At 65.7% G+C, this 23140-nt stretch carries 24 protein-coding genes; 11 read left to right on the top strand and 13 right to left on the bottom strand.

What is annotated here, in order from left to right; translation table 11 throughout:
* Positions 1-54 precede the first annotated feature (54 nt).
* Positions 55-831 carry a hypothetical protein gene (locus AC1RM6_RS03945; RefSeq protein WP_493098293.1) on the top strand — a complete coding sequence of 259 codons (777 nt, stop codon included), beginning with the start codon at positions 55-57 and terminating at the stop codon, positions 829-831.
* Here the strand turns inward: AC1RM6_RS03945 and AC1RM6_RS03950 are convergent.
* Genes AC1RM6_RS03950 through AC1RM6_RS03960 form a run of 3 tightly spaced genes read right to left on the bottom strand, consistent with a single transcriptional unit; the run spans position 810 to position 2765 of the window.
* Positions 810-1409 (bottom strand): GNAT family N-acetyltransferase, encoded by a 600-nt coding sequence (locus tag AC1RM6_RS03950; protein WP_493098295.1) that lies wholly within the window; start codon positions 1407-1409, stop codon positions 810-812. The genes AC1RM6_RS03945 and AC1RM6_RS03950 overlap by 22 nt on opposite strands.
* 49 nt (positions 1410-1458) lie before the next feature.
* On the bottom strand, positions 1459-2319 hold the full coding sequence (gene hemF, locus AC1RM6_RS03955; RefSeq protein ID WP_493098297.1) for an oxygen-dependent coproporphyrinogen oxidase: 861 nt from the start codon (positions 2317-2319) through the stop codon (positions 1459-1461).
* On the bottom strand, positions 2316-2765 hold the full coding sequence (locus tag AC1RM6_RS03960) for a tRNA (cytidine(34)-2'-O)-methyltransferase (protein ID WP_493098300.1): 450 nt from the start codon (positions 2763-2765) through the stop codon (positions 2316-2318). The genes hemF and AC1RM6_RS03960 overlap by 4 nt, the downstream gene beginning before the upstream one ends.
* A 191-nt stretch (positions 2766-2956) precedes the next feature.
* Here AC1RM6_RS03960 and petA point away from each other — a divergent pair, with 191 nt between their 5' ends.
* The 5 genes from petA to AC1RM6_RS03985 all read left to right on the top strand — a co-directional run bounded on the left by petA (position 2957) and on the right by AC1RM6_RS03985 (position 7266).
* Positions 2957-3523: a ubiquinol-cytochrome c reductase iron-sulfur subunit gene (gene petA / locus AC1RM6_RS03965; RefSeq protein ID WP_493098302.1), complete on the top strand. Its 567-nt coding sequence runs from the start codon at positions 2957-2959 to the stop codon at positions 3521-3523.
* An 11-nt stretch (positions 3524-3534) separates the two neighbouring features.
* Complete coding sequence (locus tag AC1RM6_RS03970; protein ID WP_493098304.1) at positions 3535-4809, top strand: cytochrome b; 1275 nt, start codon at positions 3535-3537, stop codon at positions 4807-4809.
* Between the two features lie 15 nt (positions 4810-4824).
* Positions 4825-5667: a cytochrome c1 gene (locus tag AC1RM6_RS03975; RefSeq protein WP_493098306.1), complete on the top strand. Its 843-nt coding sequence runs from the start codon at positions 4825-4827 to the stop codon at positions 5665-5667.
* Between the two features lie 68 nt (positions 5668-5735).
* Complete coding sequence (gene bla / locus AC1RM6_RS03980; RefSeq protein ID WP_493098308.1) at positions 5736-6728, top strand: class A beta-lactamase; 993 nt, start codon at positions 5736-5738, stop codon at positions 6726-6728.
* Between the two features lie 43 nt (positions 6729-6771).
* Entirely contained in the window at positions 6772-7266 is a 495-nt protein-coding gene (locus tag AC1RM6_RS03985; RefSeq protein ID WP_493098310.1) for a GFA family protein, read from the top strand.
* A gap of 18 nt (positions 7267-7284) precedes the next feature.
* On the opposite strand, the gene AC1RM6_RS03990 is transcribed toward AC1RM6_RS03985, so the two are convergent.
* The 8 genes from AC1RM6_RS03990 to AC1RM6_RS04025 form a co-directional block, all read right to left on the bottom strand.
* The gene (locus AC1RM6_RS03990) at positions 7285-8256 is read right to left on the bottom strand and encodes an MBL fold metallo-hydrolase (protein WP_493098312.1); all 972 of its coding nucleotides are present in this window, start codon (positions 8254-8256) and stop codon (positions 7285-7287) included.
* 2 nt (positions 8257-8258) lie between these two features.
* Entirely contained in the window at positions 8259-8708 is a 450-nt protein-coding gene (locus AC1RM6_RS03995; RefSeq protein ID WP_493098314.1) for a MaoC family dehydratase, read from the bottom strand.
* Between the two features lie 12 nt (positions 8709-8720).
* Positions 8721-9821 carry a redox-regulated ATPase YchF gene (gene ychF, locus AC1RM6_RS04000; RefSeq protein ID WP_493098316.1) on the bottom strand — a complete coding sequence of 367 codons (1101 nt, stop codon included), beginning with the start codon at positions 9819-9821 and terminating at the stop codon, positions 8721-8723.
* A 137-nt stretch (positions 9822-9958) separates the two neighbouring features.
* Positions 9959-11749, bottom strand: coding sequence for an alpha/beta hydrolase family protein (locus AC1RM6_RS04005; RefSeq protein WP_493098318.1), 1791 nt, complete (start codon positions 11747-11749; stop codon positions 9959-9961).
* 530 nt (positions 11750-12279) lie between these two features.
* The gene (locus tag AC1RM6_RS04010; protein WP_493098320.1) at positions 12280-14082 is read right to left on the bottom strand and encodes an alpha/beta hydrolase family protein; all 1803 of its coding nucleotides are present in this window, start codon (positions 14080-14082) and stop codon (positions 12280-12282) included.
* Positions 14083-14358: 276 nt separating this feature from the next.
* A complete protein-coding gene (locus AC1RM6_RS04015) occupies positions 14359-14643 on the bottom strand; it encodes a hypothetical protein (RefSeq protein WP_493098322.1) in 285 nt (94 codons plus the stop codon).
* Between the two features lie 58 nt (positions 14644-14701).
* Positions 14702-15751, bottom strand: coding sequence for a 1,9-bis(guanidino)-5-aza-nonane synthase (locus AC1RM6_RS04020; RefSeq protein WP_493098324.1), 1050 nt, complete (start codon positions 15749-15751; stop codon positions 14702-14704).
* A 137-nt stretch (positions 15752-15888) separates the two neighbouring features.
* The gene (locus tag AC1RM6_RS04025) at positions 15889-17115 is read right to left on the bottom strand and encodes an alanine racemase (RefSeq protein ID WP_493098326.1); all 1227 of its coding nucleotides are present in this window, start codon (positions 17113-17115) and stop codon (positions 15889-15891) included.
* 311 nt (positions 17116-17426) lie between these two features.
* On the opposite strand from AC1RM6_RS04025, the gene AC1RM6_RS04030 reads away from it, so the two are divergent.
* Together AC1RM6_RS04030 and AC1RM6_RS04035 are read left to right on the top strand one after the other, a co-directional pair.
* Positions 17427-18335, top strand: coding sequence for an SPOR domain-containing protein (locus AC1RM6_RS04030; protein WP_493098328.1), 909 nt, complete (start codon positions 17427-17429; stop codon positions 18333-18335).
* Positions 18336-18375: 40 nt separating this feature from the next.
* Positions 18376-18558, top strand: a complete 183-nt coding sequence (locus tag AC1RM6_RS04035; RefSeq protein WP_493098330.1) for a hypothetical protein — start codon at positions 18376-18378, stop codon at positions 18556-18558.
* A gap of 112 nt (positions 18559-18670) precedes the next feature.
* Here the strand turns inward: AC1RM6_RS04035 and AC1RM6_RS04040 are convergent, their stop codons facing one another.
* Positions 18671-18862: a hypothetical protein gene (locus AC1RM6_RS04040; RefSeq protein WP_493098332.1), complete on the bottom strand. Its 192-nt coding sequence runs from the start codon at positions 18860-18862 to the stop codon at positions 18671-18673.
* A 164-nt stretch (positions 18863-19026) separates the two neighbouring features.
* On the opposite strand from AC1RM6_RS04040, the gene trxB reads away from it, so the two are divergent.
* Positions 19027-19986 carry a thioredoxin-disulfide reductase gene (gene trxB / locus AC1RM6_RS04045; RefSeq protein ID WP_493098334.1) on the top strand — a complete coding sequence of 320 codons (960 nt, stop codon included), beginning with the start codon at positions 19027-19029 and terminating at the stop codon, positions 19984-19986.
* Between the two features lie 24 nt (positions 19987-20010).
* On the opposite strand, the gene AC1RM6_RS04050 is transcribed toward trxB, so the two are convergent.
* Complete coding sequence (locus tag AC1RM6_RS04050) at positions 20011-20280, bottom strand: acyl carrier protein (RefSeq protein WP_493098336.1); 270 nt, start codon at positions 20278-20280, stop codon at positions 20011-20013.
* Positions 20281-20360: 80 nt separating this feature from the next.
* Here AC1RM6_RS04050 and AC1RM6_RS04055 point away from each other — a divergent pair, with 80 nt between their 5' ends.
* On the top strand, positions 20361-21896 hold the full coding sequence (locus AC1RM6_RS04055; RefSeq protein ID WP_493098338.1) for an acyl-CoA ligase (AMP-forming), exosortase A system-associated: 1536 nt from the start codon (positions 20361-20363) through the stop codon (positions 21894-21896).
* Complete coding sequence (locus tag AC1RM6_RS04060; protein WP_493098340.1) at positions 21893-23134, top strand: pyridoxal-dependent decarboxylase, exosortase A system-associated; 1242 nt, start codon at positions 21893-21895, stop codon at positions 23132-23134. Before AC1RM6_RS04055 ends, AC1RM6_RS04060 begins: the two co-directional genes overlap by 4 nt.
* Positions 23135-23140 lie beyond the last annotated feature (6 nt).

Below are 23140 nucleotides of genomic sequence, written 5' to 3' on the forward strand. Positions count from 1 at the left end.
AAGGGCGGGCGGACGCGATAGGGCTGTCGGACGGACAACAGGAAGGGTCATCGAATGGGGAGCTTTTCCCTCGGTACGACATGGGAAGAGATGACGGCCTTCATCCGCCGCGAAGGCGCGCTGCTGCTGCCGATCGCGATGGCGACCTTCGCCGTCGGCACGATCATCGTGAAGTTCGCGCTCGGCGGGGCGGCCAGCGCGCCGGGCATGCTGCCCACCTCGGCATCGGGTCTGGTGCTGCTGGTCCCGGCCTTGCTGATCTTCGTGCTCGGCAATCTCGCGATCAGCCTGGTGGTGCTGGTGCCGGGCATCAGCGTCGGCGAGGCGCTGCGGCGCGCGGCAGCGCGCATGCTGACCGCGGTGCTGGCCGGGATCGTCGTGGGTTTCGTCGCGACGCTCGCTTCGATCATATTGATGGTGCCGCTCGCCATCATGCTGAAGGTCGCCGGGGCCAACTCGCAGATCGGCATCGCCGCGGCGGTGATGGGAGTCTTCATGGTGCTGATCAGCGCGCCGATGCTGCTGGCGCCGCCGGTGATCGCGACCGAACCGGTCGGACCGATCGACGCGGTCAAGCGGGTGGTGGCGCTCGCGCGCCATAATTTCGGGCGGTTGCTCGCGACCTTCGCGATCGTGATGCTGTTGTCGGTGATGGTGAACGGCATCGCCGGACTGGTGCTGGGATCGGTCGTACGGCTGCTCGCGCTGACGCTGGGCAATGCCGACCTGTTCCAGCTGTTCGCCGACCTGATCCTCGCCGCGATCGGTGCGGTGATCTCGATGGGCGCCGGCGTCTATGTCGCGCTGGCCTACCGCCGAATCACCGGCTGAAGCATCGGAACATGTGGGGCGGCGGTCGCCGGCAGCAGGCCGGCGACCCGCGGATCGGCGAAGGTCTCGACCGCGCGCTCGTACGGCACGAAGCCGTGCCGGCGGTAGAAGGACAGTGCGCCGGGATGATCGAGCGTGCAGGTGTGGACCCACATCCGCTCGACACCCTTGCGCCATCCCAGCGCGAGCGCCTGCATCATCAGCCAGTTGCCGTTACCCTTGCCGGCGAGTTCGGGAATGAAGCCGAAAAAGCCGATCTCGCACTGGCCGGCCTGGCGGAAGTCGAGCTCGAGCAGGCCGACCTCGATGCCGCGGGCGTCGGCGACCGCATAGACCTCCACCAGCGGATCCTGGATGATCGCGGCGAGCTCATCCTCGGCCATCACCAGCCGCGAGAACCACAGCCAGGGCTCGCCGACCCGGCGGAACAGCGTGCGATAGGCCGCGACCGCCGGCATCTTCCAGCGCACCAGCCGGAACGGACTGGGCGGCTGCATCGCCGGACGCGGGCGCTCGGCCATCTCGAGCGAGGTGACGATGGTCGCGATCTGCTCGGCGGCGACCGGGGTCAGCGGCATGCGATGATGTCCCCGTTCCCCCTGTCTCGAGCCTTCACCCCCCTGATGCTCACTCCCACGTCGCCACCGGCGGCAGGCTCATCAGGATCGCGTCGATATTGCCGCCGGTCTTGAGCCCGAACAGCGTGCCGCGGTCGTAGACGAGGTTGAATTCGACATATCGGCCGCGATAGGCGAGCAGCCGCCGGCGGTCCTCTTCGCTGACCGCCATTCCCATCCGGGCGCGGACGAGCTTCGGGAAGATGTCGAGAAACGCGTCGCCGACATCGCGGGTCAGCGCGAAATGGGCGTCGAAGCCGGCGTCGTCGACGCATTCGAGATGGTCGTAGAAGATGCCGCCGACCCCGCGATGGATCTTGCGATGCGGCAGGTAGAAATAATCGTCGGCCCACTGGCTGTAGCGCGGATAATAGTCCGGGCCATGGGCGTCGCAGGCGGCCTTCAACCGCGCGTGAAAGGCCGCCGTATCCTCTTCATAGGGGGTCGAGGGGTTGAGGTCGGCGCCGCCGCCGAACCAGCGTTTGGTGGTGGCGAGGAAGCGGGTGTTCATATGGACCGCGGGGACGTGCGGGTTGGCCATGTGCGCGACCAGGCTGATCCCGGTGGCGAAGAAGCCGGGCGCTTCGGCGCCCGCGCCATGGATGGTGCCGGCGAAATCGGGGTTGAAGTCGCCGCCGACGGTCGACACGTTGACCCCGGCCTTTTCGAAGACCTCGCCCTTGATGGTGCCGCGCACGCCGCCGCCGCCGCCGCCCTCGGGATCGTCCTCGCGATTCCAGCGGGTGAAGGCGAAGCGCGCATCGCTGCCCGCCTCGCGTTCGATCGCCTCGAATTCCGCGCAGATCCGGTCACGCAGCGATTCGAACCAGCTTCGCGCGGCCTGCTGCTGCGGATCCAGGGTCAGGGTCATTCGGGCCATCCTCCGGTCTGCCTCATTGCTTCGGCGATCGCGATGCCAGCCGACACCGCGACATTCAAGGACCGGAAGCCCGCGCGCATGGGAATCCGTATCCGCAGATCGGCGACGTCGTGAACATGCGCCGGGACGCCGGCGCCTTCCGACCCGAACAGCAAGATGTCGTCGGGCGCGAAGCGCGCTTCGGCGAGCGTCAGCTCGGCGCTGGTCGAAAGCAATATGATCCGGCCGCTCCGCGCCGCCATGAAGCCGTCCCAGTCGGCGTGGCGGACGACCTCGGCGGCTTGGGCATAGTCCATGCCGGCGCGCCGCAGAGACCGGTCGGAGAAGGGAAAGCCGCAGGGTTCGACGATGTCGACGGGGGCGCCGAAGCAGGCGGCGAGCCGCAGGATGGTGCCGACATTGCCGGCGATATCGGGTTGGTGAAGGGCGATGCGCATGGCGCCACCGATATGCGAATGTGTCGCAATGCGGCAATATCAGGAAAAGGGATTGGCAAAGCCCTCAAAGCAACGCTATCAGCGCGCCAGCCGCCGGGGATATAAGGCGGTCGTGTGGGATTCAGGGGCTATAGGCAAACGCCAATATTCTTGGGTTTCGCGCGGCATCGTGGCAGCGCAGAGGTTCTGGAATGGCGACGCTCGAAACTACTGAATCACATGGCGAAATCGGTGAGGACGGCGTCCGTCGCCGCGACTTCATCAACATCGCCGCGGTCAGCTTCGCCGGTGTCGGCGCCGCGACCGTGCTTCTGCCGCTCATCAATCAGATGAATCCGTCGGCCGACGTGCTCGCGCTCGCCTCGATCGAGGTCGATCTTTCCGCGATCGCCGAAGGCCAGGCGATCAAGACGATCTTCCGCAAGCAGCCGCTGTTCGTGCGCCATCTGACGGCCGCCGAGATCGCGGCGGCGGACAAGGTCGACGCCGCCTCGCTGCGCGATCCCCAGACGCTCGAGCAGCGTACCGCCGCCGGCAAGAAGCAGTGGCTGATCACGATGGGCGTCTGCACCCATCTCGGCTGCGTGCCGCTGGGCGCGGGCGAGGGCGAGGTCCGCGGCGAATTCGGCGGCTATTTCTGCCCGTGCCACGGATCGTCCTACGACACCGCGGCCCGCATCCGCAAAGGCCCGGCGCCGAAGAATCTCGAAGTGCCGAAATACGCCTTCAAATCCGATACCGTCGTCCAAGTCGGCTGAGGTAGACAGACATGAGCTTCCCCTGGGCAAAACATTATCAGCCGAAGCAGCCACTGATGAAGTGGCTGGACGAAAAGCTGCCGCTTCCGCGTCTGGTCTACAACGCGGTCGGCGCCGGTTATCCGGTTCCGCGCAATCTCAACTATTTCTGGAACTTCGGCGTGCTTTCGGGCGCGGCGCTGGGCATCCAGATCATCACCGGCATCATCCTGGCGATGCATTATGCCGCCAACGGGCTGGTCGCCTTCGACAGCGTCGAGCATATCATGCGCGACGTGAACTCGGGCTGGATGCTGCGCTACGCACATTCGAACGGTGCGAGCTTCTTCTTCATCGTGGTCTATCTCCACATCTTCCGCGGCCTTTACTACGGATCGTACAAGGCCCCGCGCGAGATGGTGTGGCTGCTCGGCCTCGTCATCTTCCTGCTGATGATGGCGACCGCGTTCATGGGCTATGTGCTTCCCTGGGGGCAGATGAGCTTCTGGGGCGCCAAGGTGATCACCGGCCTGTTCGGTGCGCTTCCGGTGGTCGGCACCCCGATCCAGACCTGGCTGCTCGGCGGCTTCGCTCCCGATAACGCCGCGCTCAACCGCTTCTTCTCGCTCCATTATCTGCTGCCGTTCGTGATTGCGGGCGTCATCGTCCTGCACATCTGGGCGCTGCACATCCCGGGTTCGAACAACCCGACCGGGGTCGATGTGAAGGGGCCGCAGGATACGGTGCCGTTCCATCCCTACTACACCGCCAAGGATGGCTTCGGGCTGGGCGTCTTCCTGGTCGTCTACACGCTGGTGCTGTTCTTCGCGCCGAACTATCTGGGCCATCCGGACAATTATATCCCGGCGAACCCGCTTTCGACGCCGGCGCACATCGTGCCCGAATGGTATTTCTGGCCGTTCTACGCGATCCTGCGCGCCTTCACCTTCAACGTGTTCGGCGTTCCGGCCAAGCTGTTGGGCGTGATCGCGATGTTCGGTTCGATCATCCTGCTGTTCTTCCTGCCCTGGCTCGACAAGTCGCCGGTGCGCTCGGGCAATTATCGCCCGCTGTTCAAGAAGTTCTTCTGGCTGCTCGTGATCGACGTGCTGATCCTCGGCTATTGCGGTGGCGCCCCGGCGGCCGAGCCCTATGTGATGATCTCGCAGCTCGCGGCGGCCTATTATTTCGCCCACTTCCTGATCATCCTGCCGATCGTGTCGAAGATGGAGCGTCCGCTCCCGCTGCCGAACTCGATCACCGAGTCTGTCCTGGGCCATGATGCGCCCGCGGCGTCCGCGGCTTAAGGGGAAAGAAAGACAATGGTTCGTCCCATCGCATTCCTCGCGGGCCTCGGTTTTGCCGGCATCCTGCTCTACTCGCTGCTCATGGGCGCCATCGCCTATATCAGCGAGCCGCCGGCGGCGACCGTCGAGCACGAGTTCCACCTCGCGCCGAAGGAGCTCGAACTCGCTTCGGACGGTCCACTCGGCAAGTTCGACCGCCAGCAGCTCCAGCGCGGCTTCCAGGTGTTCAAGGAAGTCTGCTCGGCCTGCCATTCGCTCCACCAGGTCGCTTTCCGCGACCTGACCGAGATCGGTTTCTCCGAAGCCGAGGTGAAGGCGATCGCCAAGGGCTGGGCGACCGAGACCCCGTCGATCAACCCGGAGACCGGTGAACCCGCGACCCGCAAGTCGACCCCGGCCGACAAGATCCCGAGCCCCTATGCGAACGAAGTCGCCGCACGCGCCGCGAACAACAACGCGCTGCCGCCCGACCTTTCGCTGATGACCAAGGCGCGTCATGAGGGCCCGGCCTATATCCATTCGCTGCTGACCGGTTATCAGGCGCAGCCGGCCAAGCTTCTCCAGGAGTTCCCGGATGCCAAGACCCCGGGGAGCCTTCACTACAACCCCTATTTCGCGAACCTGAACATCGCGATGCCGCCGCCGCTGGTGGCGGAGGGCCAGGTGTCCTATACGGATGGCACCAAGCCGACCGTCGACCAGATGGCGAAGGACGTCGCCGCGTTCCTGGTGTGGACCGCCGAGCCCAAGCTGGAAAATCGTCACCGGACCGGCGTCGCCGTGGTGATCTTCCTGCTGATCGCGACCACGCTGGCGTGGTTCTCCTATCGCAACATCTGGGCGGGCGTTAAGCACTGATCCGGATCGCGCAGACGAAGCGAAAGGGCCGCCCGGCATTGTCGGGCGGCCTTTTTGTTGCCCTGGCGTTGGCGCTGCCGACGGCACCGGCTGCCGGTGTCGCCGCGCCGGTGGCGGCACTTTCGCCCGCGAGCCGCGCGGTGATCGTCGAGCGGCTCGAACGGCGGCTCGACCGGATCGCGCAGCGGCCCGGCGGCGTCCGGGTCGGGATCGCCGCGCTCCATCTCGAAAGCGGCGCCGCGCTGGCGGTCAATGGCGACGAGGCCTTTCCGATGGCGAGCGCCTTCAAGCTCGCGGTTGCCGCGACCTATCTTCACGGGGTCGAGCAGGGGCGTTTCACCCTCGACCAGATGATCGCGGTCGACGACCGGATGCGGGTGCAGTCGGGTGGGATCAGCACATCGCTGCCTTATCCGGGCGTCAGCCTGTCGGCGGCGAACATGCTCGACCTGATGATCACCCGCAGCGACAACACCGCCGCCGACATCATGACGCAAATGGTCGGCGGGCCTACCGCGGTCACCGCCTGGCTGCGCGGTGCCGGGATCGACGGACAGCGGGTCGACCGCGACGTCGCCGGGCTGATCCTCGATTACAAGAAGCAGCCGGTCGATCCGGGCTCGACCGTCGCCGAGACGCTGGCGCGCTTCCTGTCGCTGCGCGACGACAATCCCGACGAGCCGTCGAGCCCGCTGAACCCCGACTTCATCGCCGATCCGCGCGACAGCTCGACGCCGCAGGCGATGCTGACGCTGATGGCGAAACTCTATCAGGGCAAATTGCTCGATCCCGCCCATACCCGCTTCCTGATCGACACGATGGAACATACGATCACCGGAGCCCACCGGATCAAGGCGATGCTGCCGCCGCGGACGGTCTTCGCGCACAAGACCGGGACGCTGGTCGGCATCTGCGTCGATGTCGGGGTGCTGACGCTGCCGGGTGGCGGCCATGTCGCGCTGGCGGTGTTCGTCAAGGGTAGCCCCGAAGGCGAGGCGGCCGAGCACATCATCGCCGAGGTCGGGCGTACGCTGTATGACGGTTTCGCGCCGCTCGATTGAAGGCCGGATCGATGGATAAAAGCCCGATCCAAGGCGTTCAGCGATGATGGACGACAGCCCGATTTGCGAACAGACCGATTGGAAGCTGCCCTGGCACGGGGGCTGCCGCTGCGGCGAGGTGCGGGTCGCGATCAATGCTCCGCCGCTGCTGACTGCGGCGTGTCACTGCACCGGCTGCCAGACGATGTCGGCGAGCGCCTTTTCGCTGAGCGTCGCCGTCCCGCGCGACGGGTTCGAGGTGCGGCGCGGCGAGGCGGTGATCGGCGGCCTGCACGGTGCCACTCGCCATTATTTCTGCCCGCATTGCCTGAGCTGGATGTTCACCAGCCCCGAGGGGCTCGACGCGATCGTCAATGTGCGCGCCTCGATCCTCGACGATCATGGCTGGTTCGTGCCGTTCGTCGAATTCTGGACGCGCGAGAAATATGCCTGGGCCCAGACGGTCGCGGTGCACAGTTTCGAGACGGTTCCGGCACCGGAGGAATTTCCGGCGCTGCTCCAGCAGTTCGCGGCGCGGGGAATCTGCTTTCCGGGCTGATCCGGCCGATCCTGTCGGTTATTTGAACGTCCAGCGCTGACCCTGGGTTGGGATGATGAAGTCGATCCCCAGATCATTGCCGACGGCCAGCTGCCGGGTGATCACATCGCGCGGATCGGGGCCGCCGAGTGCCGGCTTGATGTGGCTGACGATCAGCTTGAGCCCCTTGAGCGATCCCTTGCCGCCCGCCGCGTTTTCGAGCTTGCGGAGTTCGCCGAGCAGCAGGGCAGGGGTGAGATGCCCGAACAGCAGCTTTTCGGGGCGCTCGCTCGGATAGGAGACCTCGATGATGATCGCCTTGAGCCGGTGCGCGGCGACCAGCGGGCCGGCGGCCTGCCAGAGTTCGGCGAGGCGGGGATGACCCTCGACCGCATCGGCGCCGGTATCGCCCAGGCACAGGATCGCGTCGCCGCCATCGCCGATCATGAAGGCGGTCGATTCGATCCCGCCATGCGCGAGCGGATAGGCGGTGACGTCCATCGCGGTGCCGGTGATCGGCTGGGCGCGTCCGGGCGCCAGATCGACCAGCTTGTACTTGCCCAGCCGCGGCGGCTCGCCGCGATCGGTGAAATTGGCCCAGGCGGTGCCGTTGAAATAGCTGCCGAGCAGCGCCTCGGAGACCGAGGGCAGCGCGTAGACGCTCTTGGCGCTGTCGTCGGGCGAGGCGATCAGCATCCCCGCGACATGGTCTAGATGCGGATGGCTGATCAGATAGCCGGGGATATCGTCGTGGAGGATCGTTTCGAGCGGCCCCTTGAGGCTGCCCTTGCGGCGCGCGACCTCGATGCCGTTCACCAGGCTGCCGGCGTCGCACATCACCGCCTTGCGCTGGCCCTGCGGGGCGATCATCCATGCGGTGAGGTTGCCGTCGTCGACCCCGCCGCGCACACCGATCGCGGTGACATCGAAGCCGGCGGCGGCCAGCGGCGAAGCGGCGATCGCGGCGGCGAGCAGCGCCAGCGTCCTGCCGATCATGGTCAGGCGAGTCATGATCAGGCTGGGCGCCGCGGCTGGATGTTGGTGGTCTTCATCGTCATCACCGGCTCGCCATGCTGGTTGAACACCGCCAGCCGATAGTCGACGAAGCCGATGTCGGGTTTCGAGCGCGGCGCGCTCTTGCCGAGCACCTCGGCCTCGACGCTCAGCACGTCGCCCGGATAGACCGGCTTGAGCCAGCGCAGTTCGTCGACGCCGGTGCCGGCGAGCGAGAAATGGCCGTCCTCGGTCCAGTTGTCGGTGAGCATCCGCATCGTCATCGCGCAGGTGTGCCAGCCGCTCGCCGCGAGACGGTCGAAGATCGGGCTGGCCGCGGCGGCGGCGTCGTCGAGGTGGAACGGCTGGGGATCATATTTCCCGGCGAAGGCGATCACCTCGTCGCGATCGACGGTGTAGGCGCCGAAACGCTCGATCCGGCCGATCTCATAATCCTCGAACCAGCGCATCGCCGCCCCCGATCAGACGTTGAAGCGGAACAGCATGATGTCGCCGTCATGGACGACATATTCCTTGCCTTCGGACCGCAGCTTGCCGGCCTCGCGCGCGGCGGCTTCGCCGCCCAGCGTGACATAATCCTGATAGGCCATCGTCTCGGCACGGATGAAGCCGCGCTCGAAATCGGTGTGGATGACGCCGGCGGCATTGGGGGCCTTGGCGCCCTTGTAGACGGTCCAGGCGCGGGCTTCCTTGGGGCCCACGGTGAAGAAGGTCAGCAGGCCGAGCAACTCGTAGCCGGCGCGGATGACGCGGGCGAGCCCGGTCTCCTTGAGGCCCAGGTCGGACAGGAATTCGGCGCGATCGGCGGGCTCGAGGGTGACGATCTCGGCCTCGATCGCCGCCGAGACGACGACGGCCTTGGCGCCTTCGGCCTTGGCCTTTTCGAATACCCGCGCCGACAGTTCGTTGCCGTCGGCGGCCGACCCCTCGTCGACATTGCAGACATAGAGGACGGGCTTGGCGGTGAGCAGCTGCGCCTGGGCGAAGATTCGCGCCTCGTCCTCGTCGGTCGGCTTGGTGAGGCGGGCGGGCTGGCCCTCGCGCAACAGCGCGAGCGCCTGGCCGAGCACCGCGGCGGCGGCCTTGGCCTCCTTGTCGCCCTGCGCGGCCTTCTTCTGGAAGGCGGGGACGCGCTTCTCGAGGCTTTCGAGATCAGCGAGCATCAGTTCGGTCTCGACGGTCTCGGCGTCGGCGATCGGATCGATCTTGCCCTCGACATGGGTGATGTCGCCATCCACGAAGCAGCGCAGGACATGGACGATCGCATCGACCTCGCGGATATTGGCGAGGAACTGGTTGCCCAGGCCTTCACCCTTCGAAGCGCCGCGCACCAGCCCGGCGATGTCGACGAAAGCGAGCTGGGTCTCGATGATCTTGGCCGATCCGCCGATCTTGGCGATCTCGTACAGGCGCGGATCGGGGACCGCGACCTGGCCGACATTGGGTTCGATCGTGCAGAAGGGATAATTGGCCGCCTGCGCCGCCGCCGTCTCGGTCAGCGCGTTGAAGAGGGTGGACTTGCCGACATTCGGAAGCCCAACGATGCCGCAGCGAAAACCCATGCTTGTCCGTGCCTTCAGATAGAATGTGGCAGATAGGATGTGACGGCGGATGCGATCCGCCGTCGATATGGCGCGCGCGATAGCGGCTCGGGGCCGAAAATACCAGTGCGGTGCGGGCGGCACGCGCCCGCCCGGCGTCAGGACGGATTATAGCGCGTCAGGAAAGCGTCGAGCCGGTCGAGCCAGTCCTGCAGATTGGCGCTGCTGGTAAAGCCGTGACCCTCGTCCGGATGGCCGTAAAATTCATAGGCCTTGCCGGCGGCTTTCAGCGCATTGGCATAGGATAGCGACTGGCTGTAGGGAACGGTCTGGTCGGCATCGCCGTGCATCAGCAGGATCGGAACCCTGAGCGTCGCGACCGAATAAAGCGGTGAAACGCTTTTCGTGTCGAAATTTTCGGTTCCGAGGACCTTCTTGCGCCAATCCTTGCGATAGCGACGGCTGATACCGAAACTGATCTGATATTTGAGCTGCTTGCCCAGATCGCTGACCCCGGCATAGCTGGCGGCACAGCGATAGCGTTCGGGGTTGCGGTTCGCGCCCCACAGGGCGGCATAACCGCCATAGGAGGCTCCGATCAGGCAGACCCGCTTGGGATCGATGATGCCTTCCCGGGCCAGCCAATCCATGCCGTCGTCGAGATCGTCCTGCATCTTGCGGCCCCATTGGCCTTCGCCCTGCGCATAGAAATCGCGACCATAGCCCCCCGAGCCGCGGAAATTGGGCTGCAGTACCGCATAGCCGCGATTGGCCAGAAACTGGACCTCGGGATCATAGTCGCCATTGTCGCGAACGCTGTAAGGCCCGCCATGGGGCAGGATGATCAGCGGAAGCCCCTTGGGATCCCGCCCGGCGGGGAGCGTCAGATAGGCGGGAATGTCGAGGCCGTCGCGGGCCTTGTAGCTGACGTAGCGGCTGGCCACGAGGTCGGCGCGGGCAAGTCCGGGGTTGCTCTTGGCCATGAGCTTCATCACGCCCAGCGCGGGCCGATAGACATAGAATGCGCCGGGATTATCCGAAGCCCCGGTCCATATGATCATCGCCTGGTCGTCGTCGCTGCGCGAGACGATCCAGTTTTCGTTATGCTTGACGGCGTTATCGATGTTGGCCTGTACCGATTTCATCTTGGGATCGAACCAGACGATGCGGTCGCGTTCTTCGGTGTACCAGACGGCCTGCAATCCGTTGCCGTCGGCCGTGGTCGTGAAATCGGTGATATCGTTGGTGTCGCTCTTGAACACCGGTTCGCCCAGCGACTTGGTCACGAAATTATAGCGGTAAAGCGCGTAGCGTCCGGTGGCCTTGTTGTTGAGCACATAGCCTTCGTCCGAATCGCGGGTGAAGCGCATGATGTCGAGCGCGGCGTCTTCATCGTCCCATTTGACCTTGGGCATGCGGCGAAACGGTTCGTCGGCCTTGCGCCGATAGATCATCGACAGACCCTGCTGGTCGCTGCCGAGGCCCGCCCTGACGATTCCGTCCTCGTCGGCCACCCATTCCCAGACGTCCGATCGCGCGGCGACGTCGAGGTGCATCTTGCCGGTGGCAAGATCGACCCGGCTGACCGAAGGCCAGTCGTAGATCGATTTCTGGACGGCCAGCAATATCCACTCGCCGGTAGGGTCGACATAAAGGACGTCGTCGCCGTCGAGACCTTCGGATTTCAAGCCGATGAAACGAAAACTCGAAGTGGTCAGGTCGAAGGCGTAGAGGCGGGTCGCATAAGCGGTGTCGTCATCCCAGGGAACGGTCTTGCCGACGCTGATCAGCACACGGTTGTTGCCGGCCCAGCGATAGGAGACCAGGTCCTGGCGCGGAGCGGTGTCGAACAGGCGCATCTTCTCGCCGTTGAAGCTGTGGATTCCGAACACCTCCTTGCCATCGACGGTGAAGCGGGCGAGCACGCGCTGCCCGTCGGGTGACAGCAATGGTTGCCGCATAAACGGCTGAGCGGCGAGGTCGGATGTCGGAATGCGCTGCGGAGGCCGTGACACCGACGCGTCGACAACCTCGGCGCGCGCCGGCGAAAAAGCCGGGCCGATCGCGACGGACAGCGAGGCGAGCACGCAAGCCGCGCGCCTGATAGCCATATGATATTCCCCTGAAACCCCGGGGCTTTTTGGCCGAGGGGCTATGATCGGGGCAAGCGCAAAAGATGGCCGCAGGCGGGGATTGATCCGTTATGGAGTATATCCGTGCACAGGCATCAGGCGCGTTCGATCGCCAAGATGATGACCTGGAGCATGTCCCGATCGGATTGATCAGGACATGCTCTAGATTGTCTTTGTTTTCCGTATTTTCCGAGCCGTCAGGTGATCGACCTGACTTGAAAACACTCTAAGCCAGGAGCGTGCACGGGCCGGCCATGACGATGCGATCCGCCCGTCGTGTGGCGCGCGCGATAGCGGCTTGGGGCAGAAATACCGGTGCGGTGCGGGCCGGGCGGGCCCGCACTGCATCAGGACGGATTGTAGCGCGTCAGGAACGCGTCGAGCCGGTCGAGCCAGTCCTGGAAATTGGCGCCGGTCGTGAAGCCATGGCCTTCGTCGGCATGGCTGTAGAATTCATAGGTCTTGCCCGCGGCCTTCAGCGCATCGGCATAGGATTTCGACTGTTTATACGGCACCGTCTGGTCGGCATCGCCGTGCATCAGCAGCACCGGAACCTTGAGCGACGCGACCGCGTAGAGCGGAGAAACGCTCTTCGTGTCGAAATTTTCGGAGCCGAGCACCGTCTGGCGCCAATCCTTGCGATAGCGGCGGTTGATCCGGAAGCTGATCTGATATTTGAGCTGCTTGCCGAGATCGCTCACCCCCGCATAGCTTGCGGCGCACCGATAGCGTTCGGGGTTGCGGTTCGCACCCCACAGCGCCGCATAGCCGCCATAGGATGATCCGATCAGGCAGACCCGTTTCGGGTCGATGATTCCGTCATGGGCCAGCCAGTCCATCCCATCGTCGAGATCGTCCTGCATCTTGCGGCCCCATTGGCCTTCGCCCTTCGCGTAGAAATCGCGGCCATAGCCACCCGATCCGCGAAAATTGGGCTGGAGCACCGCATAGCCGCGGTTCGCGAGGAACTGGACGTCGGCGTCATAGTCGGCATTGTCGCGGACGTCATAGGGGCCGCCATGCGGCATGATGATCAGCGGCAGTCCCTTGGGCGTGCGGCCGACCGGCAGGGTCAGATAGGCCGGGATGTCCAGCCCGTCGCGTGCCTTGTATTTCACGTAGCGGGCGGCGGCGAGATCCTTGCGCGCGAGCTTGTCGTTCATCTTCGTGATGCGAACCATCGTGCCATCTTCGGGGCGATGGACATAGAGCGAACCGGGGTCGTCGGAGGCACCGGTCCAGACCAGCATTACCTTGTCGTCGCGGCTGCGCGAGACGATCCAGTTCTCGTTCTGCTTCACCGCGGCGTCGAGTTCGGCCTGTACCGTCTTCATCTTCTCGTCGAACCAGACGATGCGATCGCGATCATCGGTATACCAGACCGCCTGCAGGACATCGCCGTCGAACGAGGTCTGAAAATCGGTGATGTCGTTGGTATCGCTCTTGAAGACCGGTTCACCGAGCGTCTTGGTGGCATAATTATATTTATAGAGCGCGTAGCGGCCGGTCGCCTTGTTGTTCAGCACATAGCCCTCGTCCGATCCGCGCGTGAAGCGGACGATGTCGAGCGCGGCATCCTCGTCGTCCCACTTGACCTTTGGGAGGCGGCGGAAAGGGTCGGTGGCGGCCCGGCGATAGACCATCGACCAGCCCTTATCGTCCTGGCCGACGCCGGCGCGCACGACGCCGTCATGGTCGGCATACCATTCCCATACCCCGGTGCGGCTGCCGACGACCTGCTTGATCTTGTTGGTGGCCAGTTCGACGCGACTGACCGTCGGCCAGTCGTAGATCGTCGGCTGGAAGGACAGCAGGATCCATTCGCCCGATGGGTCGACGTAGAGGATATCGTCGCCCTCGAGGCCCTCGGTCTTGGAACCGATGAAGCGAAATTCCGATGTCGCAAGTTCGTAGCAACCTAGCCGGGTGGCATAGGCGTCGTCGTCGTACCAGGGCACCGTCTCGCCCAGGCTGATCAGAATCCGGCCGTTGCCGGCCCAGCGGTAGGATACCAGATCCTTTTTGGGCGGCAGGTTGAACAGGCGGAGCTTGTCGCCGGCAAGGCTGTGGACACCCAGCATCTCCTTGCCGTCGATGTTGAAGCGCGCAAGCACGCGGGTGCCGTCGGGCGACAGTTTCGGGTTGCTCACCAGCGGTGGCCGCGCAAGTTCCGCCGTTGGAATATGGCGTGGGACCGACGCCGCTGCCGGCGCTGTCTGTTGAGCCTGGGCTGGCGATGATCCCGATCCGATCGCCGCAGACAAAATCAAGAGCGCGCACCCTGCGAGCCTGCCGACCATCGATATGCTCCCCCGAGAATATCGACGGTTCTTGGCCGAACCGTTTCGATCGGGGCAAGCCGAAAAATGCCAGAAGGGCGGCTAATCCTCCAATCCGGATCAAGTTGTCCGATCGGGAAATGAGGGTCAGGCGCGTTCGATCGCCAGGGTGACGATAGCGGCGAACAGGGTGAACAGGCCCGCCATGAAGATGCGGTCGGCCCATAGATCGAGCCGGTCGGTTTCGCCCGCGCGCCTGAAGGCGAGATAGGACAACAGGCAGCTGAGGCTCAGGCAGATCGCGGCGACCCAGGCGATCTCGTCGGCGATGCTGTGGCGCGCGATCTGCGAGACGTTCAGTCCGGCGATGATCAGCAGCGCGATCCCGAGCAGGTTCGACGCGGCATTGAGGATGTGCGGCTGTTTGTGCATGCGTGCGCGTCAACGAACAAGGCCGCCGACCCGAGGGGCGGCGGCCTTTCCGGTCCGATCAGTCGAAGATGCGGCCCCAGGCGCGCTTGGCGCGGTTCTTCCAGTGGCCGCGATGATAGGCGTCCGATGCCAGCAGCGGGACGACCGAACCGGCTTCGGCGAACACCATCTGCTCGATGCCGGTGTTGACCTTGCCCCACGAGGCGGCCTCCTGCAGCGTCGACGAGGAGCAGGCGCCGTCGCGGACGTCGGCGACGGTGATCTGCACCGCATATTTGTGGACCTGGACATCGTCATGGCCGAGGATCTCGGCGCAGACGACGGTGTCCTGGATGAAGTTCTTCGGCACGCCGCCGCCGATCATCAGCAGACCGGTGGTGCCGGCCTTGATCTTGATGTCGGTCAGCTCGCGGAAATCGGCGATCGCGTCGAGCACCATGTAAGGACGGCCCGCCTTCATGTTATCGACCTGGTGCTTGACCAGCCCGAAGCCCGCCGAGCTGTCGACGAAGGCCGGGCAGAAGATCGGCACGTCATGCTCATAGGCGAGCTTGACGAGGCTGTTCTCCTTCTTGCCATGCTCGACCAGATACTTCCCCATCTCGCGGATGAAGGCGCGGCTCGAATAAGGCCGCGGCTCGAGCGCGTTGGCGATCGCGTAGATCGTGTGGTCGCAATCCTGGAGCTGCTCTTCGTCGATATAGGTGTCGTAGATCCGGTCGATCAGCAGCGAGCGCAGCGTGTCGTCATCGGGCACTTCGAGCGCCTGATAATGTTTGTGGCCAAGGCCTTCGAAGAAATCCATGTCGACGATCGAGGCGCCGGTGGCGACGATGCCGTCGACCATGCCCGAGCGGACCAGTTCGGCATAGGCGTCCATGCAGCCGCCGGCCGAGGTCGACCCGGCGATCACCAGGAAGATGGTGCAGTCGGGATCCTCGAGCATCTGGTTGTAGATGCCGGTCGCGCGGGCGAGGTCGCGGCTGGTGAAGCTCATCTTGCCCATCGCGTCGATGATCGGGCGCGCATCGAAGCTGGTGATGTCGATATGTTCGACCACCGTCGAAAGCAGTTCCGCCTTGCGCGTGTCGTTGATGGCTTCGGTCATATGTCTTCCTTTGAAAAAGCGACGTCGCGCCGGCGCAGGCCGGGGTCCATGTCTTTCTCAACGCGCGATGTCGTCGCGTGGATGACAGACATGGACCCCGGCCTTCGTCGGGACGACGATGTTCTGTGGTGCAGCTCTTACAGCTTGATGACGTTCGACGGTAGCGCCTGCGGCGTTTCGTCGGCCACGTACAGCGTCGCCATCGGCTCGTCGTCGACGATCACCCGCTCGCCGGCGGTGAAGCCGTTGAAGCCGGTGCGCATCGCGCAGCCATAGGCGCCGAGCATGCCGATCTCGATATAGTCGCCGGGCTGGGTGTCGGCGGGCAGCATGAACGGCCCCGCCATCCGGTCCATATCGTCGCAGGTCGGGCCGTAGAAGCTGAACGCCATGTCGCGGGCATGCGAGTCCGGCTCGCGCTGGAGCGCGACCGGGAAACGCCAGCCGACATGCGCGGCATCGAACAGCGCGCCATAGGCGCCGTCGTTGATGTACAGCTCGTCACCGCGGCGACGCTCGACCCGGACCAGCAGGCTGGCATATTCGGCCGACAGCGCACGGCCGGGTTCGCACCACAGCTCGGACGAATAGGACACCGGCAGGCTTTCGAACGCCTGGTGGATCGCGCCGAAATAGGCTTCGAGCGCGGGCGGCTCCATGCCGGGGTAGACCGACGGGAAACCGCCGCCGACATCGACGACGTCGACGGTCACCGCCGACGCGACGATCGCCGCGCGGACCTTCTCCATCGCCTGGACATAGGCCGAGGGCGACATCGCCTGGCTGCCGACATGGAAGCAGATGCCGAGCGCGTCGGCGACCTGGCGGGTGCGCTGGAGCAGTTCCTTGGCTTCGCTCAGTTCGACGCCGAACTTCGACGCGAGGCTGAGCTTCGACATTTCCGACGAGACGCGCAACCGCACGCACAGCGTCAGATCGGTCGCGCCTTCGGTCGCGGCGACGATCTTCTCGAGTTCCTCGATCGAATCGAGCGAGAAGGTGCGCACGCCATAGTCGAAATAGGCCTGGGCGATCGCTTCCGCGGCCTTGACCGGGTGCATGAAGCACAGGGTCGCGTCGGGCAGCATGTCGCCGACCAGGCGCACCTCCGCGATCGACGCGACGTCGAACTGGGTGATGCCATTATCCCACAGGATCTGGATCAGATCGGGCGACGGGTTCGCCTTCACGGCGTACATCGACCGGCCCTGGAACTTCTCGACGAAGAACCGGGCCGCCCGCGCAGCGGCGTGCGGACGAAGCAACGTCACCGGCTGGGCCGGGCGTAGCTCTGCGATAGCGGCTCCATGCGAGGAACCGTTACGGGGCGAAGCTAGCCCCAGCGCGCTATGATGCTTGTGCAACTCAAGGGACCTCCGGGGTAGTGTGGGCAAGAAAGCTGCCTTGCGGTGGAAGTCCCATGGGGCAGCGAGGGGCGGCATATATTGGCTGTTTTCACCCATGTAAAGTTGCAATCATCGCCTCGTCCCGGATGGTGAACGGCTGGGGGGAATCCGCGGCCGAAAATGGGCCGAAACGCCGGATTCCAGGGGTGAATTTTTCGATGAGTCCGATCGGCCCGCTGATGCGTTTCGCCGCCATTCAGCCTTTGCGGGCGATAAAAATTGCGAGCCGCCGGTCATGAGCGGCGTTCAGGGCGACGAAGGGGATTCGGATGCGCAGTTGGGTTGCTTATGCGGGGTTGTCGTTGTTGGCCGGCTGTGCGGCCAAGCCCCCGGTCCGGGTGCCCGCGCCACCGCCGCCGGTGCCGGCCGCGCCCAAGCCGTCGCGCCCGGCGCCGCCCGGCGGCGCGCCCAATGGCGTTTCGGTTCCGCCCTCCGACGGCCAGGGCGGCTATGTCACGATCAATTCGGGCATCGGCGATGCCGAGGCTGTCTGGCATCTGCGGTCCGCGCTCAACGTTGCGGCATTGGCATGCGATCGCACCGGCAAGGCCGGTTATGTGACGCGCTACAACCTGCTGCTCGCGCGACAGAAGTTGCAATTCGCCGCGGCTTACAAGGCCGAGAGCGCGCGGTTCGGGCGCAGCGCCTTCGATGGCCATATCACCCAGGTCTATAATTTCTTCGCGCAGCCGCCGGCGCAGGCGGGCTTCTGCAATGCCGCCGCCGGCGTGGGCGCCGAGGCGCTGGAGGTCGCGCCCGAAGCTTTCAAGACCTATGCGCTGACCGCGATGCCGCGGCTCCAGCAGCCGTTCCTCGATTTCTATCGCAACTATGAGCGCTACCGCGTCGAGCTCGCCGCCTGGGAGGATGGCGAGCGGCGGTCGGCACCGGCGGCGCCGGTCTCGGCGGCCAACGCGGCGGTGGCGCGGGTCGCGGGCGAGCCGGTCAGCGTCCAGTTCGGCGCCTATTCGGACCAGAAGGCGGCGCAGTCGGCCTGGGAGAAGATATCGAAGCGGCTCGCGGCCGATGTCGATGGTTTCACCGCGCGTTTCGAGCCGGTTCCGGGAAAGACCCTGGTGCGGTTGCTGATCGGGCCGGTGCCCAGCCGGACCAAGGCGATCTCGATCTGTGCGACCGCGTCGGCGGCGGGGTTCGATTGCCTGCCGATCGCCCGATGAGGGAACCGCCGGGCGGGGCCGTCGTTCGGCGGATATGATCATGCCCGACAAAGAGCGGCCAGGCGAGACCTCCGCCACGACGAAACGGACCCCCGAGCCCAGCTTCGGTCCCGACGAGGAGGGCGAACTGCCGCTTGCGCCCGACGCGATCGGCGGCAACGAGTCGGCCTGGGTGCATCAGAACCCCCGCAGGAGCGACCGACATGGCGAGCGCATCGCCTGATCCGCATCCCGACTCGCCGCCGGCCGGGCCTGAAACATCGCCCGACCGGATTCCGGTGGCGCCCGATCGCGACGGCGACGATATCGGGCCGCCGGGTGTGTGATCGGCGCGATCAGCGGCGCTCCAGCGTGTCGCGGACGCGGTTGAGCGTGTCCGGGAATATCGCGCGCAGATCACCGCCCAGCGAATGCCCGATATGGCCGAGCATCGGATTGGCGCGGAATCGCGGCGAGGCGCTCGCGACCGCAATCGCGACGACGCATGTGCCGGCCGCGAATTTGAGCGCGGATTTCGGTGCGGCCATCGATGCTCCCCAATACAGGCTTTGCGCCGACAAAGAATTTCCGGGCAGCTAAGCGCGTTTTCCCTAATCGGCGGTAAAGGCCGGGCCGTTGCCAAGCCGGGCGTTCGATCCCTATCTGCTGGGCAACCTATTAGCAGATTCGATTCTTCGGAGAACATCCCCGCATGAGCGCCACCCATTCGACCCGCATGCTGATCCTCGGTTCGGGCCCGGCCGGCCTGTCCGCCGCCATTTATGGCGCGCGCGCCGGCCTGTCGCCGATCGTCGTCCAGGGGCTCCAGCCGGGCGGGCAGCTGACGATCACCACCGATGTCGAAAATTATCCCGGCTTCCGCGACGTCATCCAGGGCCCCTGGCTGATGGAGCAGATGACCGCGCAGGCCGAGCATGTCGGCACCACGATGATCTGGGACACGATCGTCGACATCGACCTGTCCGAGCGGCCGTTCCGCCTGCGCGGCGATGGCGGCGCACTCTATGTCTGCGACACGCTGGTGATCGCGACCGGGGCGCAGGCCAAATGGCTGGGCGCGCCCGGCGAGACCGAACTGGGCGGCAAGGGCGTTTCGGCCTGCGCGACCTGCGACGGCTTCTTCTATCGCGGCAAGAAGGTCGCGGTGATCGGCGGCGGCAACACCGCGGTCGAGGAGGCGCTCTACCTGACCAATCACAGCCATGACGTGACCCTGATCCATCGCCGCGATTCGCTGCGCGCCGAGAAGATCCTGCAGGAGCGGCTGTTCAAGCACCCCAACGTCAAGGTGATCTGGAACAAGGCGGTCGACCGCTTCGTCGCCGGCGAGGGCACCGCCGGCCTGGTGGCGATCGACCTGAAGGACACGGTGACCGGCGAGAGTTCCTCGATCGAGGTCGACGGCGGCTTCGTCGCGATCGGCCATCATCCGTCGACCGAGCTGTTCCGCGACAAGCTCGCGCTCGACGAGGACGGCTATCTGATCGTCGAGAAGGGCGGCACCAGGACCAGCGTGCCGGGGGTGTTCGCGTGCGGCGACGTCGCCGACAAGATCTATCGCCAGGCGGTCACGGCCGCGGGCACCGGCTGCATGGCCGCGCTCGATGCAGAGCGCTTCCTGGCCGAATCGGACTTCGAGGTCGCCGCCTGATTGCTGGAGGTCGGCTGGCGGCTGCTAGCCGACCTTGGCTTCTGCGAAGCGGGTGAGTGCGCCGAAGGTTTCGAGCATCTCGCCGTCGACCTCGTCATCGTCGATCACGATGTGAAGCCGGTCCTCGAGTTCGGTCAGCAGGCCGGCGACCGCCATCGAATCGAGTTCGGGCAACGATCCGAACAGCGCGGTGTCGTCGTCGAAGGCCGCGACCCGATCGGCATCGAGTCCGAGTACGTCGGCAAGCACGGCACGTATGATCGTTTCGGTCGCGCTGGGATTGGTAGTCGCCACGGATGATTCCCGCTATCTCTCAAATGGCGCCTCGCCTAGACCCATCGCGCGGGTACGACAAGAATTAGCGCGGAAGAGCGATGCTGCACCCTATCGACCTCCTATCCCCCGATCCGGTGCCCAGGCCGCTCGACCATCTTGCGCTGACAGGCGCGCGCGATGCCGCGGCGCTGGTCGACAAGACCGGGACGTTGACCCATGCCGATCTCGACGCCGCGACCGGCGCGATCGCCGCCGGATTGCGCGCGCGCGGGCTGGTGGATGGCGACCGGGTGGCGAGCTGGCTGCCCAAGAACCGGCTCGCATGCCTGCTCCCGCTCGCCGCCGCGCGCGCCGGGCTGGTGCATGTGCCGATCAATCCGGTGCTCAAACATGCGCAGGTCGCGCATATCCTCGCCGATAGCGGCGCGGTCTTGCTGGTGACGGGCAGGGGGCGCGCCGCCACGCTCGAACCCGGCGACCGGCCCGCCGACTGCGTGCTGCTGGTCGAGGAGGACGAGGGCGACACCCTGTTCGATACGGCGCCGCCGCTCGCGCCGTCGTCGGTCGATCCCGGCAAACTCGCCGCCATCCTCTATACGTCGGGTTCGACCGGGCGGCCCAAGGGGGTGATGCTCAGCCATGCCAATCTCTGGCTCGGTGCGGTCGCGGTCGCGCATTATCTGCGGCTGGGGCCCGACGACCGAACCTTGTGCGTGCTGCCGCTCAGCTTCGACTATGGGCAGAATCAATTGCTGTCGACCTGGGCGGCGGGGGGCTGCGTCCATCCGCTCGACTATCTGACCGCGCGCGACGTCGTCCGCGCCGTCGGGCGGCTCGGCATCACCACGTTGGCGGGGGTGCCGCCGCTGTGGATCCAGCTTGCCGAGATCGAATGGCCGCCCGAAGCGGCGGCGTCGTTGCGGCGGCTCACCAACACCGGCGGGCGGATGAGCGTGCCGCTGGTGCGGCGGCTGCGCGCCTTGTTCCCGGCGGCGGACCTCTATTCGATGTACGGGCTGACCGAGGCGTTCCGGTCAACCTATCTCGATCCCGCGCTGGTCGACGCCCATCCCGATTCGATCGGCACCGCGATTCCCTTTGCCGAGATATTGGTGGTGCGCCCCGACGGCAGCCTTGCCGACCCGTTCGAGCCCGGGGAGCTGGTCCATGCCGGGCCGCTGGTGGCGCAGGGCTATTGGCAAGATCCCGATCGCACCGCGCAGCGCTTCCGCCCGGCGCCGACGCCGTCGTGTTTCGGGGGGACGGCGGTCTGGTCGGGCGACACCGTGACCCGCGACGATGCCGGGCTCATCCGCTTCGTCGGGCGCGACGACGAGATGATCAAATCGTCCGGCAACCGGATCAGCCCGACCGAAATCGAGGAGGCGGCGATCGCCAGCGGGGCCGCCGCCGAGGCGGTCGCGATCGGCATTCCCGACGAGCGGCTGGGCCAGGCGATCCTGCTGATCGGCCGACCGGTCGGCGACGAGGCCGAGCAGCGGCTGCTCGATCATTTCAAGCGCAACCTGCCGAGCTTCATGCAGCCGGCGCGGCTGGTGTGGCGCGATGCGCTGCCGCGCAACGCCAACGGCAAGCTCGACCGGGCGGCGCTGCGCAAGGATGCCCTGTCATGAAGCCTATGGGGCCGATTCCGGCCGATTATCGTGGCGAAGCGGGGCGATTGCTGATCGGCGGCCGCACCGCCGAGGCGCTGGTCGAGCGTGCGGGCGACACGCCGCTGTTCGTCTATGACGCGCAGATCGTGCGCGCGCGGATCGCGCGGTTTCGCGCGGCGTTCGGCGATGTCGCGCTCCATTATGCGATCAAGGCCAATCCGCACGCGCCGCTGGTCGCGCGGATCGCGACGATGGTCGACGGGATCGACGTCGCCTCGGCGGGCGAGGCGCGGATCGCGATCGAGGCAGGGATGGCGCCCGATCGCATCTCCTTCGCGGGCCCCGGCAAGCGCGATGACGAATTGCGCGCGGCGATCGGCGCCGGGGTTACTCTCAATCTCGAATCCGAAGGCGAGGCGCGCCGTGCGATCGCGATCGCGCGCGATCTCGGCGTGCGGCCACGGCTCGCGGTGCGGGTCAATCCCGATTTCGACCTCAAGGGGTCGGGGATGAAGATGGGCGGCGGCGCCAAGCCGTTCGGGATCGACGCCGACCGGGTCGCGCCGCTGATCGCCGGGCTGGCTGAAGAGGGCGTCGATTATCGCGGCCTGCACATCTTCGCCGGGTCGCAGGCGCTGGGCGCCGCGGCGATCGCCGAGGCGCAGGCATCGGCGCTGGCGCTGGCGGCGCGGATCAGCAACGACGCCGGCATCGCCCCGCCGCTCGTCAATCTCGGCGGCGGCTTCGGCATTCCCTATTTCGCCGGCGACGTCGCGGTCGATGTCGAGGCGGTCGGGGCTGCGCTGGCGGGTGAACTGGCGCGCCGCGATCCGATTCTGGCGACGACCGAATTCGCGATCGAACTGGGCCGCTGGCTGGTGGGGGAGGCCGGGGTCTATCTGACCCGGATCGTCGATCGTAAGGCGAGCCATGGCGAGACCTTCCTGATCGTCGATGGCGGTTTGCACCACCAGCTCGCCGCCAGCGGCAATTTCGGCACCGTGGTGCGGCGCAATTATCCGGTCGCGATCGCCGATCGTTTCGGCGCCGATGCCGACGAGGAGGTCAATCTGGTCGGTTGCCTATGTACCCCGCTCGACCGGCTGGGCGACCGGATCGGACTGCCTTATGCCGATGTCGGCGACCTTGTGGCCATCTTCCTCGCGGGCGCCTATGGGGCGAGCGCAAGTCCGCAATCGTTTCTCGGTCATCCGCCTGTTAAGGAATTAACCATAGACGGCGACGAATTCCTGTGATTCCTA

This window comes from Rhizorhabdus sp. GW822-FHT03C02, assembly GCF_058801765.1.